Here is a 15168-nt window from a genome sequence, read left to right as displayed (position 1 = left end):
ACGGAGCTGTCCGGAGATCAGGCGGGGGAGGAGGATGAGCCGCCTTCCTGGGCACCGGTCTGGGCGAACTTGTTGAGGAAGTATTCGTAGATCTTGCCGAAGACGTTGCCGGAGGGATTGTTCAGGGTGTCGCGGTTGAAGGTCTTGAGCAGGTCCATCAGCAGGCGCGGCTCGAAGCCCCGGTAGGCCTTGGGCAGGATGCCGGCCAGCGTGGCGTTGTAAGCTTCGATGTGCTCCATGGCGGTGACCACGGCTTCGGCCAGTTCCGGGCCTTCCGGCTGGGCGAGCAGGTACTCGTACCAGGCGCTGGGCGGCAGATAATTTGGACGTTGACGCCGGCAGCCACCCCCCGATTGTATCCGGCATTGTTCGACGGATCGTGGGGCAGTCGCGAAATCCCTCCGGAGGTTGGCGGCAGATGCCGGCGCAATTTGCACCGCAAGCGCATGGCGGCCAGGCATCGGCGCAGGTCGCTGCGGTGGGTCGTCAACCCGCCATTGTCGTCTTTGCGACATGCCCATCGTCACCGGACATCCCCGAATTTTCAGCGACTTAATCGAGTTTGCAGACCTGGCACGCCAGTTGCTGGGTAGCTGGTGCCTCCAACCCAAAGAAAACACGAGGGAAGCTCGCCATGGATCTGCCAGTCATCGAATCCTCACCGCCCGCAGCCACCGGCTGTAGCGCCGGAAGTTGCGGCTCCACGGCCCAGCAGGTGGATGGCCTCTCCGACGCCATTCGCGCCAGGGTGCAGGACCATCCCTGCTATTCGGAAGACGCCCACCACTACTTCGCCCGCATGCACGTCGCGGTGGCGCCGGCCTGCAACATCCAGTGCCACTACTGCAACCGCAAGTACGACTGCGCCAACGAGTCACGGCCGGGCGTCGTTTCCGAACTGCTGACACCGGATCAGGCGGTCCGGAAAACGCTGGCGGTGGCGGCGACGATCCCGCAGATGACCGTCCTCGGCATTGCCGGTCCCGGCGATCCGCTGGCCAATCCGCTGCGGACCTTCGAAACCTTTCGGCAACTGGCGTTGAAGGCGCCGGACATCAAGCTCTGCGTGTCGACCAACGGCCTGGTGCTGCCCGATCACGTCGATGAACTGGCACGTTACAACATCGACCACGTCACCATCACCATCAACTGCGTGGACCCCGACGTCGGCGCCCGCATCTATCCCTGGATATTCTGGAAGAACAAGCGCGTCTTCGGCCGCGAGGCGGCGGCGATCCTCATCGGGCAGCAGCAGAAGGGCCTGGAAATGCTCACCGCGCGCGGCATCCTGGTGAAGGTCAACTCGGTGCTGATCCCCGGCGTCAATGACCAGCACCTGCCGGAAGTGTCGAAGCTGGTCAAGGCCAAGGGAGCCTTTCTGCACAACGTCATGCCGCTGATCGCCGAGGCCGAACACGGCACCTTCTACGGCGTGATGGGGCAAAGGAGCCCGAAACCGGCTGAACTCAAGGCCCTGCAGGATGCCTGCGAAGGCGACATGAACATGATGCGCCATTGCCGCCAGTGCCGTGCCGATGCGGTCGGCCTGCTCGGCGAGGACCGCGGTGCCGAGTTCACGCTCGACAGGATCGACACCATGGAGATCGACTACGAGGCGGCGATGGTGGTACGCGCCGAATTGCGCGCGCAGATTGCCGCCGAGCTGGCCGAAAAACGCGCCAGGGCACACCCGCCGGCCGCCACCGCAACGCCACAGGTGATCAGCTTCCAGCCGCACACCGCGAAGCCGGCACCAGTGCCCGGTCGACCGGTATTGATGGCCGTCGCAGCCAGGGACGGGCTGGTCGCCGTGCACTTCGGGCACGCCCGCGAGTTCCTCGTATACGAAGCCTCGGCCAGCGGCGCCCGCCTGGTCGGCCACCGCAAGGCGGAATCCTACTGTTCGGGCGACGAAAGCTGTGGCGACGCCGAGTCGGTGCTGGAGAAAACGATCAGCGCACTCGCCGACTGTGAAGTCGTGCTCTGCGCGCGCATCGGATACGAACCCTGGGGCCAACTGGAGGCGGCCGGCATCCAGCCCAACGGCGAACACGCCATGCAACCGATCGCGGATGCGGTCATGGCGGTATGGCACGAGATGCTGGCGGCGGGCAAGCTGGCCGCCGGACCAATCGTCGCCAAACGCGCCTGAGGAGGACAAGGTGGCCCTCGAAATCATCGAAAGCTGCGTCAATTGCTGGGCATGCGCTCCCCTCTGCCCGAATCAGGCGATCTACGAAGCGACACCGCACTTCCTGATCGAGGCCGACAAATGTACCGAATGCCTGGGCGACTTCGCCGAGGCGCAGTGCGCCAGCATCTGCCCGATCGAAGGGGCGATCATCAACGAACTCGGCGAAGCGCTCAATCCGCCGGGGTCGCTGACCGGCATCCCGCCCGAACGCTGGGCGGCCGCGCAGGCCGAGATTGCGGCGCGCTAGTCATGGCCGACGTCATTTTCTACGAGAAGACCGGCTGTGCGGGCAACGCCCGCCAGAAGGCCCTGCTGATCGCCGCCGGCCATCAGGTCGAGAGCCGCGACCTGCGCCAGCACTTCTGGAGCAATCTGCGCCTGCTGGAGTTCCTCGCCGATCTGCCGGTCGCGCAGTGGTTCAACCCCTCGGCACCTGCGATCAAGTCCGGTGCAATCGTGCCGGACGAATTCGACCAGCGCACCGCGTTGGCCGTGTTGCGCAACAATCCACTGCTGATTCGCCGGCCGCTGCTGCAAGTCGGCGACGAGCGGCGGGTGGGCTTCGATGCCGCGACGATCGACGCCTGGATCGGGCTGCCGGACTTCCCGTCGGGTGACCTTGAAGCCTGCCGCCGCAAGCACTCCAGCGGCCGTGTCTATTATGTGCAATCAGCCGGCGGCGGTGCTTTTCCCTGCCGCTTCGACGACGACCCAGCACATGCCCGCCGCTGCCTCCCCTGAAGGCGCGGTGCCTGTCGCTCCCGGTGTGCATTGGATCGGCGCTTTCGACCCCGACCTGCGCAACTTCGACATCATCCTGCGCACCGCCAACGGCACCAGCTACAACGCCTATGCGGTGCGTGGCAGCGAAGGCGTCGCGGTCATCGACACGGTCAAGCTCAACTTCTCCGAAACCTTCTTTCGCCGTCTTGAATCGATTGCCGACTACGACGAAATCACCACCATCGTCCTCAATCATCTCGAACCCGATCATTCCGGCGCGCTTCCGGAGTTGCTGCGGCGCGCGCCCGGTGCAACGCTGCTGGTCTCGCCACAGGCCCGCCTGATGCTGAAGGGGCTTTTTGATCCGGGTGAGTTCGAAGGGCGCATCGCCTTCGTCGGCACCGGCGACAGCGCCGATCTCGGCGACCGCCAACTCGAATTCTTCAACACCCCCTACCTGCACTGGCCGGACACACAATGCACCTGGCTGGCGGCCGAAGGCGTCCTGTTCTCGGCCGATTTCCTCGGCTGCCATTATTGCGACACGCGCCTGTTCAACGACGCAGTCGGTGACTTTCGCTTTTCCTTCGAGTATTACTATGCTCACATCATGCGTCCGTTTCGGGCCCACGTGCGCACCGCCCTCGACCTGATCGAACCCTTGCCGATACGCATCATCGCGCCTGGGCACGGCCCGATCCTGCGCCAGGACCCGCGCGACTACGTCGCCCGCTACCGTTCGCTATCGGCGCCCAGCCTGCACTGCGCCGGTACGAAGACGTTGCTGGTCTTCTATATCTCGGCTTACGGCGCCACGCGGCGCATGGCCGAAGCCGTGGCAGCCGGCGCCGAGTCGGCGTCGAGTGCCGCCGGCGAAGTGCGCGTCTCGCTCTACGACCTGGAGGGCGGGCACGCGCAACCCTTCGTCGACCTGATCGAGGAAGCCGACGCACTGGTCTTCGGCAGCCCGACGATCAACGGTGACGCGGTCAAGCCGGTGTGGGATCTGCTCTCCTCGCTGACCATGGTCGACGTCAAGGGCAAGCTCGCCGCGGCGTTCGGCTCCTACGGCTGGAGTGGCGAAGCGGTGCCGATGATCGAGGATCGCCTGCGCCGCCTGAAGCTGCGCGTGCCGCTGCCCGGCGTCAAGGCACGCCTGACCCCGACCGCCGATGATTTTTCTGCCTGCCACGATCTCGGCCGCCAGATCGCGCTGCACCTGCTGGGCCGCGCGACGCCACGGACCATCGACATGGCCAACCTCGTTTGATTTCACTCATCGGAGAACCCGCATGCCCAAAGCCAGCGTCACTTTTCAGGATATCGGCGTCACCGTCACCGTTCCCGCAGGCACCCGCCTGATCGAGGTCTCGGAAAAGGTCGGTGCCGGTATCACCTACGGCTGCCGCGAAGGCGAGTGTTGCACCTGTCTGACCAAGATCGTCTCGGGTCATGAGCACCTCGCCGCCCCCTCGGTGCTCGAAGACCAGGTGCTCAAGGACAACCTCGCACCGCGCCGTCACCGCCTCGCCTGTCAGGCTCAGATTCTCGGCGGCAACATCGTCGTCAAACCGGCCTGAGTTTTCACCCCACCCCTTCCATTTATCAGGAGCCTCGAATGCCGAACATCACCTTTTCCAGTCCGATGCACAAGGACAAGACCATTTATGCCGTTGCCGGCAGCCACACCCAGACGATTCTCAAGCTCGCCAAGGAAAACCATGTCCCGATCGACTTTTCCTGTGGTGACGGCGAATGCGGCACCTGTCTGGTCAAGGTCAGCAGCGTCGACAAGAGCAGCCACAACAAGTACGGGCACATGGGTGGCCCGCTCAACGTGCGCGAGGTGGCGGTGCTCAAGGACATGGGCAAGATCAAGCAGGCACAGATCGAACAGATGTACGTCGATGACCTGCCGCCAACCGAGTGGCGCCTGGCCTGCCAGTACATCGTTCGCGACGAGGACATCCTGGTCGAGTATCCGAGCCGCTGATGCCGGCGCCGACTGCCGCTTTCGGCGCCATCCTGGCACGGGCCGAGGCCGCCTATCTCGGCCTGGCTGTGGGCGATGCGCTGGGGGCGACGGTCGAGTTCATGACCCCGCGCGAGATCGCCCATCACTACGGCATCCACCGGGAAATCGTCGGTGGCGGCTGGCTGCGACTGAAGGCCGGTCAGGTCACCGACGATACCGGCATGTCGCTGGCGCTGGGCGAGGCCATCATCGCCCATGCGGGTAGTGTCGTCCCGCTGGCCTGTGCCAACGCCTTCGATGCCTGGATGCGCAGCAAGCCGATCGACATCGGCAACACCGTGCGCCGCAATCTGGTGACCTTCCGCAAGACCGGCGTGCCGGCCGCCCCGGAATCCGACCACGACGCCGGCAACGGGGCGGCGATGCGCGTGCTGCCGGTAGCCCTGGCGACTTTCGGAGAATCCGAGTCGATGGTGCGCGCAGCAGTGCGCGCGCAGGCGCACGTGACCCACAACAATGCCATTTCAGACGTCGTGTGTGAGTTCCTGACACTGACGGTGCAGGATTTTCTGCGCGGCGACACCCTGCCGGAGGTGGTCTGTCGGCGCATCCAGCCCCTGGTGGCAAAGCATCCGGAGTTGTCGTTCCACGACCGCCCTCCCCGTGAAAACCCCAGCGGCTGGGTTGTCGAAACCTTGCAGGCGGTGTTGCAGGCGCTGCTCCAGAACACCGGCTTCGAGGACGGCCTGGTCGATGTCGTCAATCGCGGCGGCGATGCCGACACCACCGGCGCCATCGCCGGCATGCTGTTCGGCGCGCTGTACGGTGCAGACGCGCTGCCACGACGCTGGCTCGCCGCTCTCGATCCCGGCGTCGCCAGCCGCTGCCGGGAGCAGGCACGTGCGCTGCTGCCGGTGCCGCGGCACGAGTAGTCCGCCAAGGATCACCGGAAAAGTCAGGGGGAGCGCCTCAGCCGTGCCCATCGCACCGTGAGCTGCCGTTGACGGCAGAGCAGGCGCCACGAAGTCTCTCAGCAGATGCGCGGCAACTGTTCGCCGGTCAGCCAGTCGACGATCCGGCGCCCGCCAAGCCCGGTCGTCATCTGCACGAAATGCTGGGCATCGGCATGCACCTTGCCGATCACTGCGGCCTGCCGGCCTAGCGGATGCGCGCGCATCGCCTGCAGCAGCGTGTCGGTGTCCTCAGGGGCGACGATCGCCAGCAGCTTGCCCTCATTGGCGACATAGAGCGGGTCGAGGCCGAGAAATTCGCAGGCGGCGGCAACCTCGGGCAGCACCGGCAAGGCAGACTCCTGCAACATCATGCCGACGCCCGACTGGCGGGCGATTTCGTTGAGGGTGGTGGCCACGCCGCCGCGCGTGGGGTCGCGCAGCGCGCGAATCGTCGCCCCGCTCGCGCGCATGGCGGCGATCAGGCCGTGCAGCGCGGCGGTGTCCGAAACGATCGCCGAGGCAAAACCGATGTTTTCGCGCTGCGCCATGATCGCCATGCCGTGCTCGCCGATGCTTCCCGAAACGATGATCCGGTCACCGGGTCGGGCACGGTCACCGGCATAGTCCTCGCCCTCGGCAACGACGCCGACACCGGTGGTGGTGATGTAGACGCCGTCGCCCTTGCCTCGCTGGACGACCTTGGTATCGCCGGTGACCACCGGCACCGCGGCCGCCTCTGCCGCGCGCGCCATGGATTCGACGATCCGTGCCAGATCGCCAAGCGGAAAGCCTTCTTCGAGGATGAAGCTTGCCGCGAGGTAGAGTGGGGTCGCGCCCATCACGGCAATGTCGTTGATCGTGCCGTGCACCGCCAGGCAGCCAATGTCGCCGCCGGGAAAGAACAGCGGCGAGACGACATGCGCATCGGTGGACATGACCAGCCTGCCCGTTGCCGCGGGCAGCACGGCAGCGTCGTTGCCTTGTCCGAGATAGGCGTTGCCCAGCCAGCGCGCAAACAGCTCCTCGATCAGTTGCGCCATGCCCCGGCCGCCGCTGCCATGGCTCATCTCGACACAACCGTGGCGAAGGTCGAGAGGCCGAATGTATGCCTGGCGCACGGCCTTCATCCGGATGCTTGTGGTGAATCTGGAAAATCGGCGCCTGCCGGCGGCGCCGCGTCGGCAAAACGCCCGAACGAATAGTGCGCTGCACAGGCCCCCTCGGAAGACACCATGCACGATCCGACCGGATTTTCGGGCGTACAAACGCTCCCGAAAATGCGGCACTGCCGCGGCTGTTTGACTCCACGCAAGACCGCACCACACTCGCAGGCCGGATGGTCTGCGACCGCCTCGTAGCGTACGGCATAGCGCTGCTCGGCGTCGAAGTCGGCAAACGCCTGGCGAATCCGCAGGGCGCTGTACGGCAGTTCTCCGAGACCCCGCCAGGCAAACGAGCGGCGCAGCTCGAAGACCTCGGACACCAGATGCTGCGCCCGGTGATTGCCATCGCGCGTCACGGCCCGCGAAAACTCGTTCTCGACGAGCGCCCGGCCGGCATTGACCTGCTTGATCAACATCAGGATCGCCAGCATGACATCGAGAGGTTCGAAGCCGGCGACCACCACCGGTTTGCGATATTCCTCGGCGAAGCGCTCGTAGGGGCGCGTGCCGATGATGGTCGACACATGCGCGGGACCGATGAAGCCGTCGAGCGACACGCTGCCCCATTGCCGCACTTCCGTCGCGGCGAGGATGCTGGCGATCGCCGGTGGCGTCAGGACATGGCAGCAGAGCACCGAGAAGTTCCTGAGACCGAGCGCCTGCGCCTGCCTGATCAGCACGGCCGTCGGCGGCGTCGTGGTTTCGAAGCCGATGGCCAGGAACACCACCTGCCGCTCGGGATGCTGCTGCGCGAAGGCCAGGGCATCGGCACCCGAATAGATCATCCGCAGGTCACCCGGCGTGTTGCCGTCGCGGCCGAGCGCCGCCTTGACCTTGAGCAGCGACAAACCGCCGGATGCCGGGACACGCAAGGGATCTCCGTAGCTGCAGAGCGTCACGCCGGCCTCCCTGACGAGACGGATGGCCATGTCGATGCGTCCTATGGGCAGGACGCAGACCGGGCAGCCAGGACCATGAATCATGTGCACGTTTGGCGGGAGCAGATCGGTAACGCCGTACCGGGCGATGGCATGCGTGTGACCGCCGCAGAATTCCATGAAACGATAATCCCGATCGGGCCGCACCGCCTGCCGAATCGCTGCCGCCAGACCCCTGGCCAGTTCGCCATCACGAAACTCGTCGATGAACCGCATCGAGCGACGAGAAGCGTTCGCGTCGACCGCCTGCGCGAAGATGGGCAAATCCGTCACCGGCAAATGCACGGCCTCAGCCAGCCGCACCGGGTGTTTCCCCGAGGGCGGCCGCACCGAGTTCGGCAAACAACGCCAGCGTCCTGCCGGCCTCCTCCGGATCGAGGCGGCTCAAGGCGTAGCCGACGTGCACGATGACATAGTCGCCGACGGCGACGTCATCAACGAGTGCCAGCGAGATTTCCTTGCCGACGCCGGCAACGTCGATCATCGCCTGTTCGCCGGGCAGCAGTGCGACGATTCGGCAGGGCAGTGCGAGACACATCGCCAGGGCTCCCTCAACGGCCCAGCAGATGCTGCAGCGCGACCCAGGCCTGCCCGACCGACAGTCCGCCATCGTTGGGCGGGACCTGCCGCGCCTCGATGATCTGCACCCCTTGCGCGCCGAGACGAGCGCGCAGACCACGCACCAGCACCTGGTTGAGGAAACACCCACCGCTGCCGACGACTGCCCTGGTGCCGGGAGCAAGTACGCGTACCCAATCGGTAATGGCAGCCACCACCGTGGCATGAAACAGCGCCGCGCCGCGTTCGGCGTTTTTCTCATCGGCGAGGACCGCCAGCAGCGGCAGCAGATCAAGGCGGCCCTGGTCGATACGCCAGCCCTGGTCGAGTGGCAGGATATCGCCGTAGCGCTGTGCCAACCCTTCCATCAGCATCGCCGCCTGTCCTTCGTAAGCCATCACCGCCTTGATCCCGAGCAGGCCGGCAGCCGCATCGAACATCCTCCCCATGCTTGACGTCGGTGGGCAATGGATATCGGCTGACAGCATCTGCGTCACCGCCGACGCCGCCGCCTGACTCGCAAAACGTTCGCTGATCTCGCTCGTCCGGCCGATTCGGTGCAAAGCTGCCGCCGCCATCCGCCAGGGTTCGTTGGCTGCGCGATCGCCGCCCGGCAGGGTGAGTGGCACCAGGTGTCCAAGACGCTCGAAGCGTGCGCCATCGACGCTCAACAACTCGCCACCCCAGGCCGCGCCATCGCTGCCGGTCCCCACGCCATCAAGCGACAAGGCCAGCGTGCTGCCTTGCATCCCGTGTTCGGCGAGTACCGCCGCGGCGTGCGCGTGGTGGTGCTGCACACCCAGCAAGGGCAGTCGTCGTTGCTGGGCAAACTCGGCAGCGAAACGTGTCGAGTAGAAATCCGGGTGCAGGTCGTGCGCCACGATCGTCGGCTCGACGCCAAGCAGCTTAACCATTTGCGCCACCGTCTCATCCAGGAAATCGCAAACGGCAGCGTTGTCGAGATCACCGATGTGCTGCGAAACGAAAGCCTCATCACCACGTGTGACGCAGACGGTATTCTTGAACCAACCGCCGACGGCCAGTACCGAAGGGCCGGAGAGCGGCAACTTGATCGCCCGTGGCGTGTAGCCGCGGGCGCGACGGATGAACTGCAGGCCGCCGGTGGTAATGCGTGCCACACTGTCGTCACAACGGGTCACGATGTCACGATCGTGCATCAGAAAGGCGTCGGCGAGACCGTACAGACGCAGTAACGCCTCACTGTTGCCGATCACCAGGGGTTCGCCACCAGGGTTGGCGCTGGTCATTACCAGCACCAGATCCTGTGCTCTTTCCAGCCAGCCGACGCCCGCCGGGCGCTTCGCGGCTTCGTGGAAGAGCAGGAACTGCAGCGGCGTATACGGCAGCATGACGCCAAGCCACGCCAGCCCGGGAGCCACTCCGGGTAACGCTTCGTCGCACTGGCTGCGCTTCCTGAGCAGGATCGCCGGACGCGTCGGCAAGGTCAACAATCCCGGTTCGCCGATGCCCATCTGGACAAACGGGGCGGCCGATGGCGCGTTGGCGACCATGACGACAAAGGGCTTTTCGTCACGCTGCTTGCGCTCACGCAGCCGCGCGACGGCGACCGCATTGCGGGCGTCACACGCCAGGTGGAATCCGCCGAGTCCCTTGATGGCGACAATTTTGCCCGCGCGCAGCAGGTCAACCGCGCCGGCGACTGCGTCCTCGGGCAGCCGATGACCTTCCCCATCGAGCAGGAACAGTTGCGGCCCGCACTTGGGGCAACAGTTGGCCTCGGCATGGAAACGCCGGTCGTCAGGTCGTCGATACTCACCCTGACAACGGGGACACATCGGAAAGGTCCGCAGGCTGGTGCGTACCCGGTCATAGGGCAAGCCACGGCTGATCGTGTAGCGTGGTCCGCAATTGGTGCAATTGGTGAACGCGTAACGCCAGCGACGGCTGCCAGGGTCGAACATCTCCATCAGGCAGTCGCGGCACACCGTGGTGTCGTGTCCGATCATCGTCGCTGCCCGTCCACTACGGCTATCGATGATCACGAAACCCTGTCCGTTATGCGCTGTGGCAACGTCGCGGGCGATCACCGAATTCACGCGTGCCAACGGCGGCGCGTCCTGCTCCAGGCGTGCGATGAGATGCCTGACCTGCGCCGCTGCGCCGTGGACCTCGATTTCGACACCGCGCGAGTCATTGCGCACCCAGCCGGCAAGACCAAGTTCCCGAGCCAGCCGCCACACGAAGGGACGAAAGCCGACGCCCTGCACCACTCCGCTGACGCGGATGTTCTGACAGATCATACGCTCGGACATGTCAAGCTCCAGAGACCGCGGCAAGCTGCGCCTCAAGCTCGGCGATGCGTCGTTGCAGCGACGCCACCATTGCGGCCTTCTTCTCCTGACTCGCGGCGCAGCCTGCCCGCAGCCAGACCAACCACTGCTCGAAACCCTCGCCGGTAGTCGCCGACAGCGGGATCACCTGCAGCGCCGGATTGACCTGCAGGGCATAGCGGATCGCCAGAGCACTGTCGAAAGACAGGTAGGGCAGGAGATCGACCTTGTTCAACACCATCAGCGAGGCGGCATGAAACATGCCGGGATACTTGAGCGGCTTGTCTTCCCCTTCGGTAACCGAAAGAATCACCACCTTGTGCGCTTCGCCCAGATCAAAGGCGGCCGGACAAACGAGATTGCCGACATTCTCGATCAGCAGCAGCGAATCATCGGCCGGCGCAAGATCGTGCAGGGCGTGGCCAACCATATGCGCGTCGAGGTGACAGCCCTTGCCGGTATTGATCTGCACGGCAGCGACGCCGGTCGCACGGATACGCTCGGCGTCGCGGCTGGTCTGCTGATCTCCCTCGATGACGACGATCGTGAGTTGCGTCTTCAGAGCCTCGATGGTGCGGCAAAGCAGACTGGTTTTTCCCGAGCCGGGACTGGACACCAGATTGAGCGCGAAGATCCCCCGCTCTTCGAGGCGACGCCGGTTTTCTGCCGCGTAGCCATCGTTCTTGGCCAGAATGTCGCGCTCGATCTGCACCATTCGCGACGGCGTCGTCGATTCCTGAATGGCCGACGGCACGTGCGCGTGCTCGGACCCATGGCCATGCGAATGCGTAGGCATATGGAACTGACGGCGACTGTCGGGGTGCTGATGGGCATCGACAGCGTGGGCGCCTTGGGCAATTCCAGAAGCGCCCCCACTGCCCTCCCCCGACAGTTGCGGCATTTCGCGCACCGCGTCGACTGCCTGAGCATCCTCCGGCGCGGACACGGCCTTGCCGGCGACCCGGGTTTCCCCGGTGCCACAACCGCAGGTTGTACACATTGCTGTCTCCTGTATTGTTATTCGACTTCCAGTTCCTTCACCCGCATCTCGGTACCACCGGTTGCCTGAACCGGGTGGCCACCACAGGCTGGACAGGGGTCGTACAGAGCCGCGAGCGGCACCGTCATATTGCAATTAAAGCATAAACCTTGTCCGGCCACCTCGACTACGTTCAGGACGGCGCCTTCGGCCAGCGTACCGCGGCTGACGGCATCGAAACAGAAACGCATGGCTTCGGCTTCGACCATCGACAGTTCGCCGATTTCGAGGAGCACCGACCTGACGCGCCGAAAGCGCTGCGCGCGCGCCGCTTCCTCGACGATCTGCAGAACCCCCATGGCCAGCGACATTTCATGCATTCGTGATCTTCACCTCTTCCGGCGCGCAAGGGTCGAGCGACACAGGCAGAGGATCTTCGTCCTGCTCGCCGGCGAGTCGAGCCAGAGAATCTTTACGCAGCATACTAAAAGCCTTTGAATCGATTTTGATTTCCATCAATCCGGGGCTAAACTCCCGCCTTCACAATATCTCCTCGCCGTCCTCGGCCATTTCCGGACTCTCTCTCGGCATGCTTGAAGCTTCAAATCTGGAATGCGTACGCGGCGAGCGGCGCCTGTTCGCGGGCGTCAGCTTTCGCCTGGAGGGCGGTGAGATGCTCGCCCTGCAGGGCAGGAACGGCTCCGGGAAAACCAGTCTTCTGCGCATGTTGTGCGGGCTGACGCCCCCGGTCAGTGGCGAAATACGCTGGCGCGGCAAGCCGATCGGCAAGCTTGGCGAGGAGTTCCGCAGCGAACTGTTCTACCTCGGCCACCACAACGCCATCAAGGAGGACTTGACGCCACTCGAGAATGTCGTCGCGTCGACCACCCTGGCCCAGGAAGCCCTCGATGAGAATGCGGCGCTCGATGCCCTGGAGCGGGTCGGACTCCGTGGCCGTGAGGACCTGGCGTGCCGCTATCTGTCGCAGGGGCAGAAGCGCCGCACCGCACTGGCGCGGCTGGTGCATGAAAGGCGTGCCCTGTGGGTGCTTGATGAACCCTATGTCGCGCTCGACGCGGCGGCTGTCGAACTGGTCGCCGGCCTGGTCGGCGCGCACCTGCAGCGCGGCGGACTGGCTGTCCTGACCACCCATCAGGCGGTGGCGGTGGCGGCCGGAGGCGTGCGTGAACTCTGGCTGGGCACCGATGATGCAGCGCACAACCGACCCTAGTTGATGCTAAAATTGATCCGTGCGGTCATCAGTCGCGACCTGCGACTGGCGATGAGACGACAGGCCGACATCGTTGCCGCGATGTTCTTTTTCATCATCGTCGTCAGCCTTTTTCCACTCGGCGTCGGTCCGGAACCGGACCAGTTGCGCAAGCTGGCGCCAGGTGTGTTGTGGGTTGCCGCGCTGCTGGCGACGATGCTTTCGCTGCCGCGGCTGTTTGCCGACGACCACCGCGACGGCTCGCTGGAACAACTGGCGCTGGCACCGCAACCGCTCGGCCTGATCGTCATCGGCAAGATCGTGGCGCACTGGCTGGTCGCCGGTCTGCCGCTGGTGGTACTGGCACCGGTACTGGGGATCCAGTTCGACCTGGCCGGGGATGCGCTGGCAGTGCTGACCCTGTCCCTGCTGATCGGCACACCAGCTCTGTCGGGCATTGGCGCGATCGGTGCGGCGCTGACCCTCGGCGTACGCGGCGGCGGCGGCGTGCTGCTGTCGCTGCTGGTTCTGCCGCTGTACATCCCGGTGCTGATTTTCGGCGCCGGTGCGGTCGACGCGACGGTGACCGGACTCGGCGCGCAGGCCCATCTGTCGCTGCTCGGCGCGCTGGCGCTGGGCGGCGTGTTTTTTGCGCCGTGGCCCACTGCCGCGGCCCTGAGAATTGCCCTGGAATAGATGAGCAACCGCCTAATCAACTGGTTCAGGTACGCCAGTCCGCAGACCTTCTACCCGCTCGCGGGCAAACTGATACCCTGGTTCTGGACCCTGGCAGCAATCTTCGGCGTCGCCGGGCTGACGGTCGGTTTCCTGCTGGCACCGATCGACGAGCAGCAGGGGGAAGGTTATCGGATCATCTTTCTGCATGTCCCGGCATCGTGGATGTCGATGTTCATTTACCTGGTAATGGCTTTCTGGGCCGCTACCGGGCTGGCTTTCAATACTCGCCTGTCAGGCATGATGGCCTCGGCGCTGGCACCCACCGGTGCGCTTTTCGCTTTCCTCTCCTTATGGACCGGCGCGCTGTGGGGCAAACCGATGTGGGGTACCTGGTGGGTGTGGGATGCGCGCCTGACATCGGAATTGATCCTGCTCTTCCTCTACATCGGCTTCATCGCCCTGCAGGCGGCGATCGACGATCCTCGCCGGGCCGACAAGGCGGGCGCGATCCTCGCGCTGGTCGGGGTGGTGAACATTCCGATCATCTATTTTTCGGTGAAGTGGTGGAACACCCTGCACCAGGGGGCGTCGGTCAGCCTGACCCGAGCGCCGAGCATGGCGACGATGATGCTCTGGGGGATGCTGCTATGCACCCTGGCGTGCTGGATGTACAGCATTGCCGTCGCCCTGATGCGCGTGCGCATGATCATGCTCGAACGTGAGCGGCACACCGACTGGGTACACGCCCTGCTCATCGACCCGGAGTAAACGCATGCACTGGAACAGCCTCGCCGAGTTTCTGGCCATGGGCCGCCACGGCCTCTACGTCTGGGGCTCGGTCATCGTGATGGCACTGCTGATGCTGGCGGAACCGATGCTGCTGCGGCATGGTCGGAAGCAACTCATCGCCCGCCTCAGGCGACAGTACTCTGCCGAGATCTCGGACAGCAGGCGCTTTGCCAAGCGCGACAGCGACTTTCACGGAAATCCCGGCAGGAGCAGGAATTGAAACCTCGTCACAAACGCATCGCCTTGATCCTCGGCGGCCTGGCGATCCTCGGCATGGTTGCCACGCTGGTGCTCAACGCCTTCCAGAGCAACCTGGTATTCTTCTTTTCGCCCACCCAGGTGGCCGCCGGCGAAGCCCCCAAGGGCAAGAGTTTCCGCATCGGCGGCATGGTCCGCGAAGGCTCGCTGCAACGCCAGCCCGACGGCATCAGCATGCGCTTCGTCGTCACCGACACCGATCAGGACATGCCCGTGGTCTATAAGGGAATCCTGCCGGACCTCTTCCGCGAGGGCAAAGGCGTCGTCGCGCAGGGCAGGATTGGCGACGACGGGGTGTTCGCCGCCACTGAAGTGCTCGCCAAACACGACGAGAACTACATGCCGCCGGAGGCTGCCAAAGCGGTCGGCGACGCGCACGAACGCGCCGCGGCAAACCGGGCGGCAGCCGAGGCGGCCACCAGAACCATCAGACCGTAA

20 protein-coding genes are annotated in these 15168 nt (G+C 64.8%); 12 read left to right on the top strand and 8 right to left on the bottom strand.

Annotated features, from left to right (window positions below):
• Positions 1-17: 17 nt before the first annotated feature.
• Positions 18-515: a hypothetical protein gene (locus tag AC15MQ_RS15150; RefSeq protein ID WP_483080516.1), complete on the bottom strand. Its 498-nt coding sequence runs from the start codon at positions 513-515 to the stop codon at positions 18-20.
• A gap of 119 nt (positions 516-634) precedes the next feature.
• On the opposite strand from AC15MQ_RS15150, the gene nifB reads away from it, so the two are divergent.
• From nifB to draG, 7 genes are read left to right on the top strand one after another with little or no spacing between them, the layout of a single operon-like run.
• Positions 635-2152, top strand: coding sequence for a nitrogenase cofactor biosynthesis protein NifB (nifB, locus tag AC15MQ_RS15145; RefSeq protein ID WP_483080515.1), 1518 nt, complete (start codon positions 635-637; stop codon positions 2150-2152).
• 10 nt (positions 2153-2162) lie between these two features.
• A complete protein-coding gene (locus tag AC15MQ_RS15140) occupies positions 2163-2441 on the top strand; it encodes a 4Fe-4S binding protein (RefSeq protein WP_287669600.1) in 279 nt (92 codons plus the stop codon).
• Between the two features lie 2 nt (positions 2442-2443).
• Positions 2444-2935 (top strand): ArsC/Spx/MgsR family protein, encoded by a 492-nt coding sequence (locus tag AC15MQ_RS15135; RefSeq protein WP_287651826.1) that lies wholly within the window; start codon positions 2444-2446, stop codon positions 2933-2935.
• Positions 2913-4187 carry an FprA family A-type flavoprotein gene (locus AC15MQ_RS15130; protein WP_483080514.1) on the top strand — a complete coding sequence of 425 codons (1275 nt, stop codon included), beginning with the start codon at positions 2913-2915 and terminating at the stop codon, positions 4185-4187. Before AC15MQ_RS15135 ends, AC15MQ_RS15130 begins: the two co-directional genes overlap by 23 nt.
• Positions 4188-4209: 22 nt before the next feature.
• Positions 4210-4497 (top strand): 2Fe-2S iron-sulfur cluster-binding protein, encoded by a 288-nt coding sequence (locus AC15MQ_RS15125; RefSeq protein ID WP_287651828.1) that lies wholly within the window; start codon positions 4210-4212, stop codon positions 4495-4497.
• 38 nt (positions 4498-4535) lie between these two features.
• On the top strand, positions 4536-4910 hold the full coding sequence (locus tag AC15MQ_RS15120; protein ID WP_287651829.1) for a 2Fe-2S iron-sulfur cluster-binding protein: 375 nt from the start codon (positions 4536-4538) through the stop codon (positions 4908-4910).
• Positions 4910-5824 carry an ADP-ribosyl-[dinitrogen reductase] hydrolase gene (gene draG, locus AC15MQ_RS15115; RefSeq protein ID WP_350495604.1) on the top strand — a complete coding sequence of 305 codons (915 nt, stop codon included), beginning with the start codon at positions 4910-4912 and terminating at the stop codon, positions 5822-5824. Before AC15MQ_RS15120 ends, draG begins: the two co-directional genes overlap by 1 nt.
• Before the next feature lie 98 nt (positions 5825-5922).
• Here the strand turns inward: draG and hypE are convergent, their stop codons facing one another.
• From hypE to AC15MQ_RS15080, 7 genes are all read right to left on the bottom strand, one after another.
• Positions 5923-6972, bottom strand: a complete 1050-nt coding sequence (hypE, locus tag AC15MQ_RS15110; RefSeq protein WP_287669604.1) for a hydrogenase expression/formation protein HypE — start codon at positions 6970-6972, stop codon at positions 5923-5925.
• The gene (gene hypD / locus AC15MQ_RS15105; protein WP_287669696.1) at positions 6969-8162 is read right to left on the bottom strand and encodes a hydrogenase formation protein HypD; all 1194 of its coding nucleotides are present in this window, start codon (positions 8160-8162) and stop codon (positions 6969-6971) included. Before hypD ends, hypE begins: the two co-directional genes overlap by 4 nt.
• A 73-nt stretch (positions 8163-8235) precedes the next feature.
• A complete protein-coding gene (locus AC15MQ_RS15100; RefSeq protein WP_287651832.1) occupies positions 8236-8484 on the bottom strand; it encodes a HypC/HybG/HupF family hydrogenase formation chaperone in 249 nt (82 codons plus the stop codon).
• Positions 8485-8497: 13 nt separating this feature from the next.
• Complete coding sequence (hypF, locus tag AC15MQ_RS15095; protein WP_287651833.1) at positions 8498-10798, bottom strand: carbamoyltransferase HypF; 2301 nt, start codon at positions 10796-10798, stop codon at positions 8498-8500.
• Position 10799: 1 nt separating this feature from the next.
• Entirely contained in the window at positions 10800-11816 is a 1017-nt protein-coding gene (hypB, locus tag AC15MQ_RS15090; protein ID WP_332336481.1) for a hydrogenase nickel incorporation protein HypB, read from the bottom strand.
• 17 nt (positions 11817-11833) lie between these two features.
• The gene (gene hypA / locus AC15MQ_RS15085) at positions 11834-12175 is read right to left on the bottom strand and encodes a hydrogenase maturation nickel metallochaperone HypA (protein ID WP_287651835.1); all 342 of its coding nucleotides are present in this window, start codon (positions 12173-12175) and stop codon (positions 11834-11836) included.
• Positions 12168-12311, bottom strand: a complete 144-nt coding sequence (locus AC15MQ_RS15080) for a hypothetical protein (protein ID WP_332336482.1) — start codon at positions 12309-12311, stop codon at positions 12168-12170. Before AC15MQ_RS15080 ends, hypA begins: the two co-directional genes overlap by 8 nt.
• A gap of 73 nt (positions 12312-12384) precedes the next feature.
• Here AC15MQ_RS15080 and ccmA point away from each other — a divergent pair, with 73 nt between their 5' ends.
• The 5 genes from ccmA to ccmE are packed head-to-tail and all read left to right on the top strand — an operon-like array spanning position 12385 to position 15168.
• The gene (gene ccmA, locus AC15MQ_RS15075) at positions 12385-13026 is read left to right on the top strand and encodes a cytochrome c biogenesis heme-transporting ATPase CcmA (protein ID WP_287669610.1); all 642 of its coding nucleotides are present in this window, start codon (positions 12385-12387) and stop codon (positions 13024-13026) included.
• A gap of 3 nt (positions 13027-13029) precedes the next feature.
• A complete protein-coding gene (gene ccmB / locus AC15MQ_RS15070) occupies positions 13030-13701 on the top strand; it encodes a heme exporter protein CcmB (RefSeq protein ID WP_483080513.1) in 672 nt (223 codons plus the stop codon).
• On the top strand, positions 13702-14451 hold the full coding sequence (gene ccmC, locus AC15MQ_RS15065; RefSeq protein WP_287669611.1) for a heme ABC transporter permease CcmC: 750 nt from the start codon (positions 13702-13704) through the stop codon (positions 14449-14451).
• A gap of 4 nt (positions 14452-14455) precedes the next feature.
• Positions 14456-14692, top strand: a complete 237-nt coding sequence (gene ccmD, locus AC15MQ_RS15060; RefSeq protein ID WP_287651840.1) for a heme exporter protein CcmD — start codon at positions 14456-14458, stop codon at positions 14690-14692.
• A complete protein-coding gene (gene ccmE, locus AC15MQ_RS15055) occupies positions 14689-15168 on the top strand; it encodes a cytochrome c maturation protein CcmE (protein ID WP_287651841.1) in 480 nt (159 codons plus the stop codon). The genes ccmD and ccmE overlap by 4 nt, the downstream gene beginning before the upstream one ends.

This window comes from Candidatus Accumulibacter propinquus, assembly GCF_056856495.1.
The sequence above is the reverse complement of the archived record's forward strand: the minus strand, read 5'-3'. Positions and strand labels throughout refer to the sequence as shown.

Excerpts from the sequence above, each read along its gene's own strand:
- AC15MQ_RS15100 (WP_287651832.1), bottom strand. The coding sequence starts at position 8,484 with ATGTGTCTCGCACTGCCCTGCCGAATCGTCGCACTGCTGCCCGGCGAA.
- hypD (WP_287669696.1), bottom strand. The coding sequence starts at position 8,162 with ATGCGGTTCATCGACGAGTTTCGTGATGGCGAACTGGCCAGGGGTCTG.
- AC15MQ_RS15135 (WP_287651826.1), top strand. The coding sequence starts at position 2,444 with ATGGCCGACGTCATTTTCTACGAGAAGACCGGCTGTGCGGGCAACGCC.
- ccmB (WP_483080513.1), top strand. The coding sequence starts at position 13,030 with ATGCTAAAATTGATCCGTGCGGTCATCAGTCGCGACCTGCGACTGGCG.
- AC15MQ_RS15150 (WP_483080516.1), bottom strand. The coding sequence starts at position 515 with ATGTCGCAAAGACGACAATGGCGGGTTGACGACCCACCGCAGCGACCT.
- hypE (WP_287669604.1), bottom strand. The coding sequence starts at position 6,972 with ATGAAGGCCGTGCGCCAGGCATACATTCGGCCTCTCGACCTTCGCCAC.
- nifB (WP_483080515.1), top strand. The coding sequence starts at position 635 with ATGGATCTGCCAGTCATCGAATCCTCACCGCCCGCAGCCACCGGCTGT.
- ccmC (WP_287669611.1), top strand. The coding sequence starts at position 13,702 with ATGAGCAACCGCCTAATCAACTGGTTCAGGTACGCCAGTCCGCAGACC.
- AC15MQ_RS15130 (WP_483080514.1), top strand. The coding sequence starts at position 2,913 with ATGCCCGCCGCTGCCTCCCCTGAAGGCGCGGTGCCTGTCGCTCCCGGT.
- hypF (WP_287651833.1), bottom strand. The coding sequence starts at position 10,798 with ATGTCCGAGCGTATGATCTGTCAGAACATCCGCGTCAGCGGAGTGGTG.
- AC15MQ_RS15080 (WP_332336482.1), bottom strand. The coding sequence starts at position 12,311 with ATGGAAATCAAAATCGATTCAAAGGCTTTTAGTATGCTGCGTAAAGAT.
- AC15MQ_RS15125 (WP_287651828.1), top strand. The coding sequence starts at position 4,210 with ATGCCCAAAGCCAGCGTCACTTTTCAGGATATCGGCGTCACCGTCACC.
- ccmA (WP_287669610.1), top strand. The coding sequence starts at position 12,385 with ATGCTTGAAGCTTCAAATCTGGAATGCGTACGCGGCGAGCGGCGCCTG.
- ccmD (WP_287651840.1), top strand. The coding sequence starts at position 14,456 with ATGCACTGGAACAGCCTCGCCGAGTTTCTGGCCATGGGCCGCCACGGC.
- hypA (WP_287651835.1), bottom strand. The coding sequence starts at position 12,175 with ATGCATGAAATGTCGCTGGCCATGGGGGTTCTGCAGATCGTCGAGGAA.
- AC15MQ_RS15120 (WP_287651829.1), top strand. The coding sequence starts at position 4,536 with ATGCCGAACATCACCTTTTCCAGTCCGATGCACAAGGACAAGACCATT.
- hypB (WP_332336481.1), bottom strand. The coding sequence starts at position 11,816 with ATGTGTACAACCTGCGGTTGTGGCACCGGGGAAACCCGGGTCGCCGGC.
- draG (WP_350495604.1), top strand. The coding sequence starts at position 4,910 with ATGCCGGCGCCGACTGCCGCTTTCGGCGCCATCCTGGCACGGGCCGAG.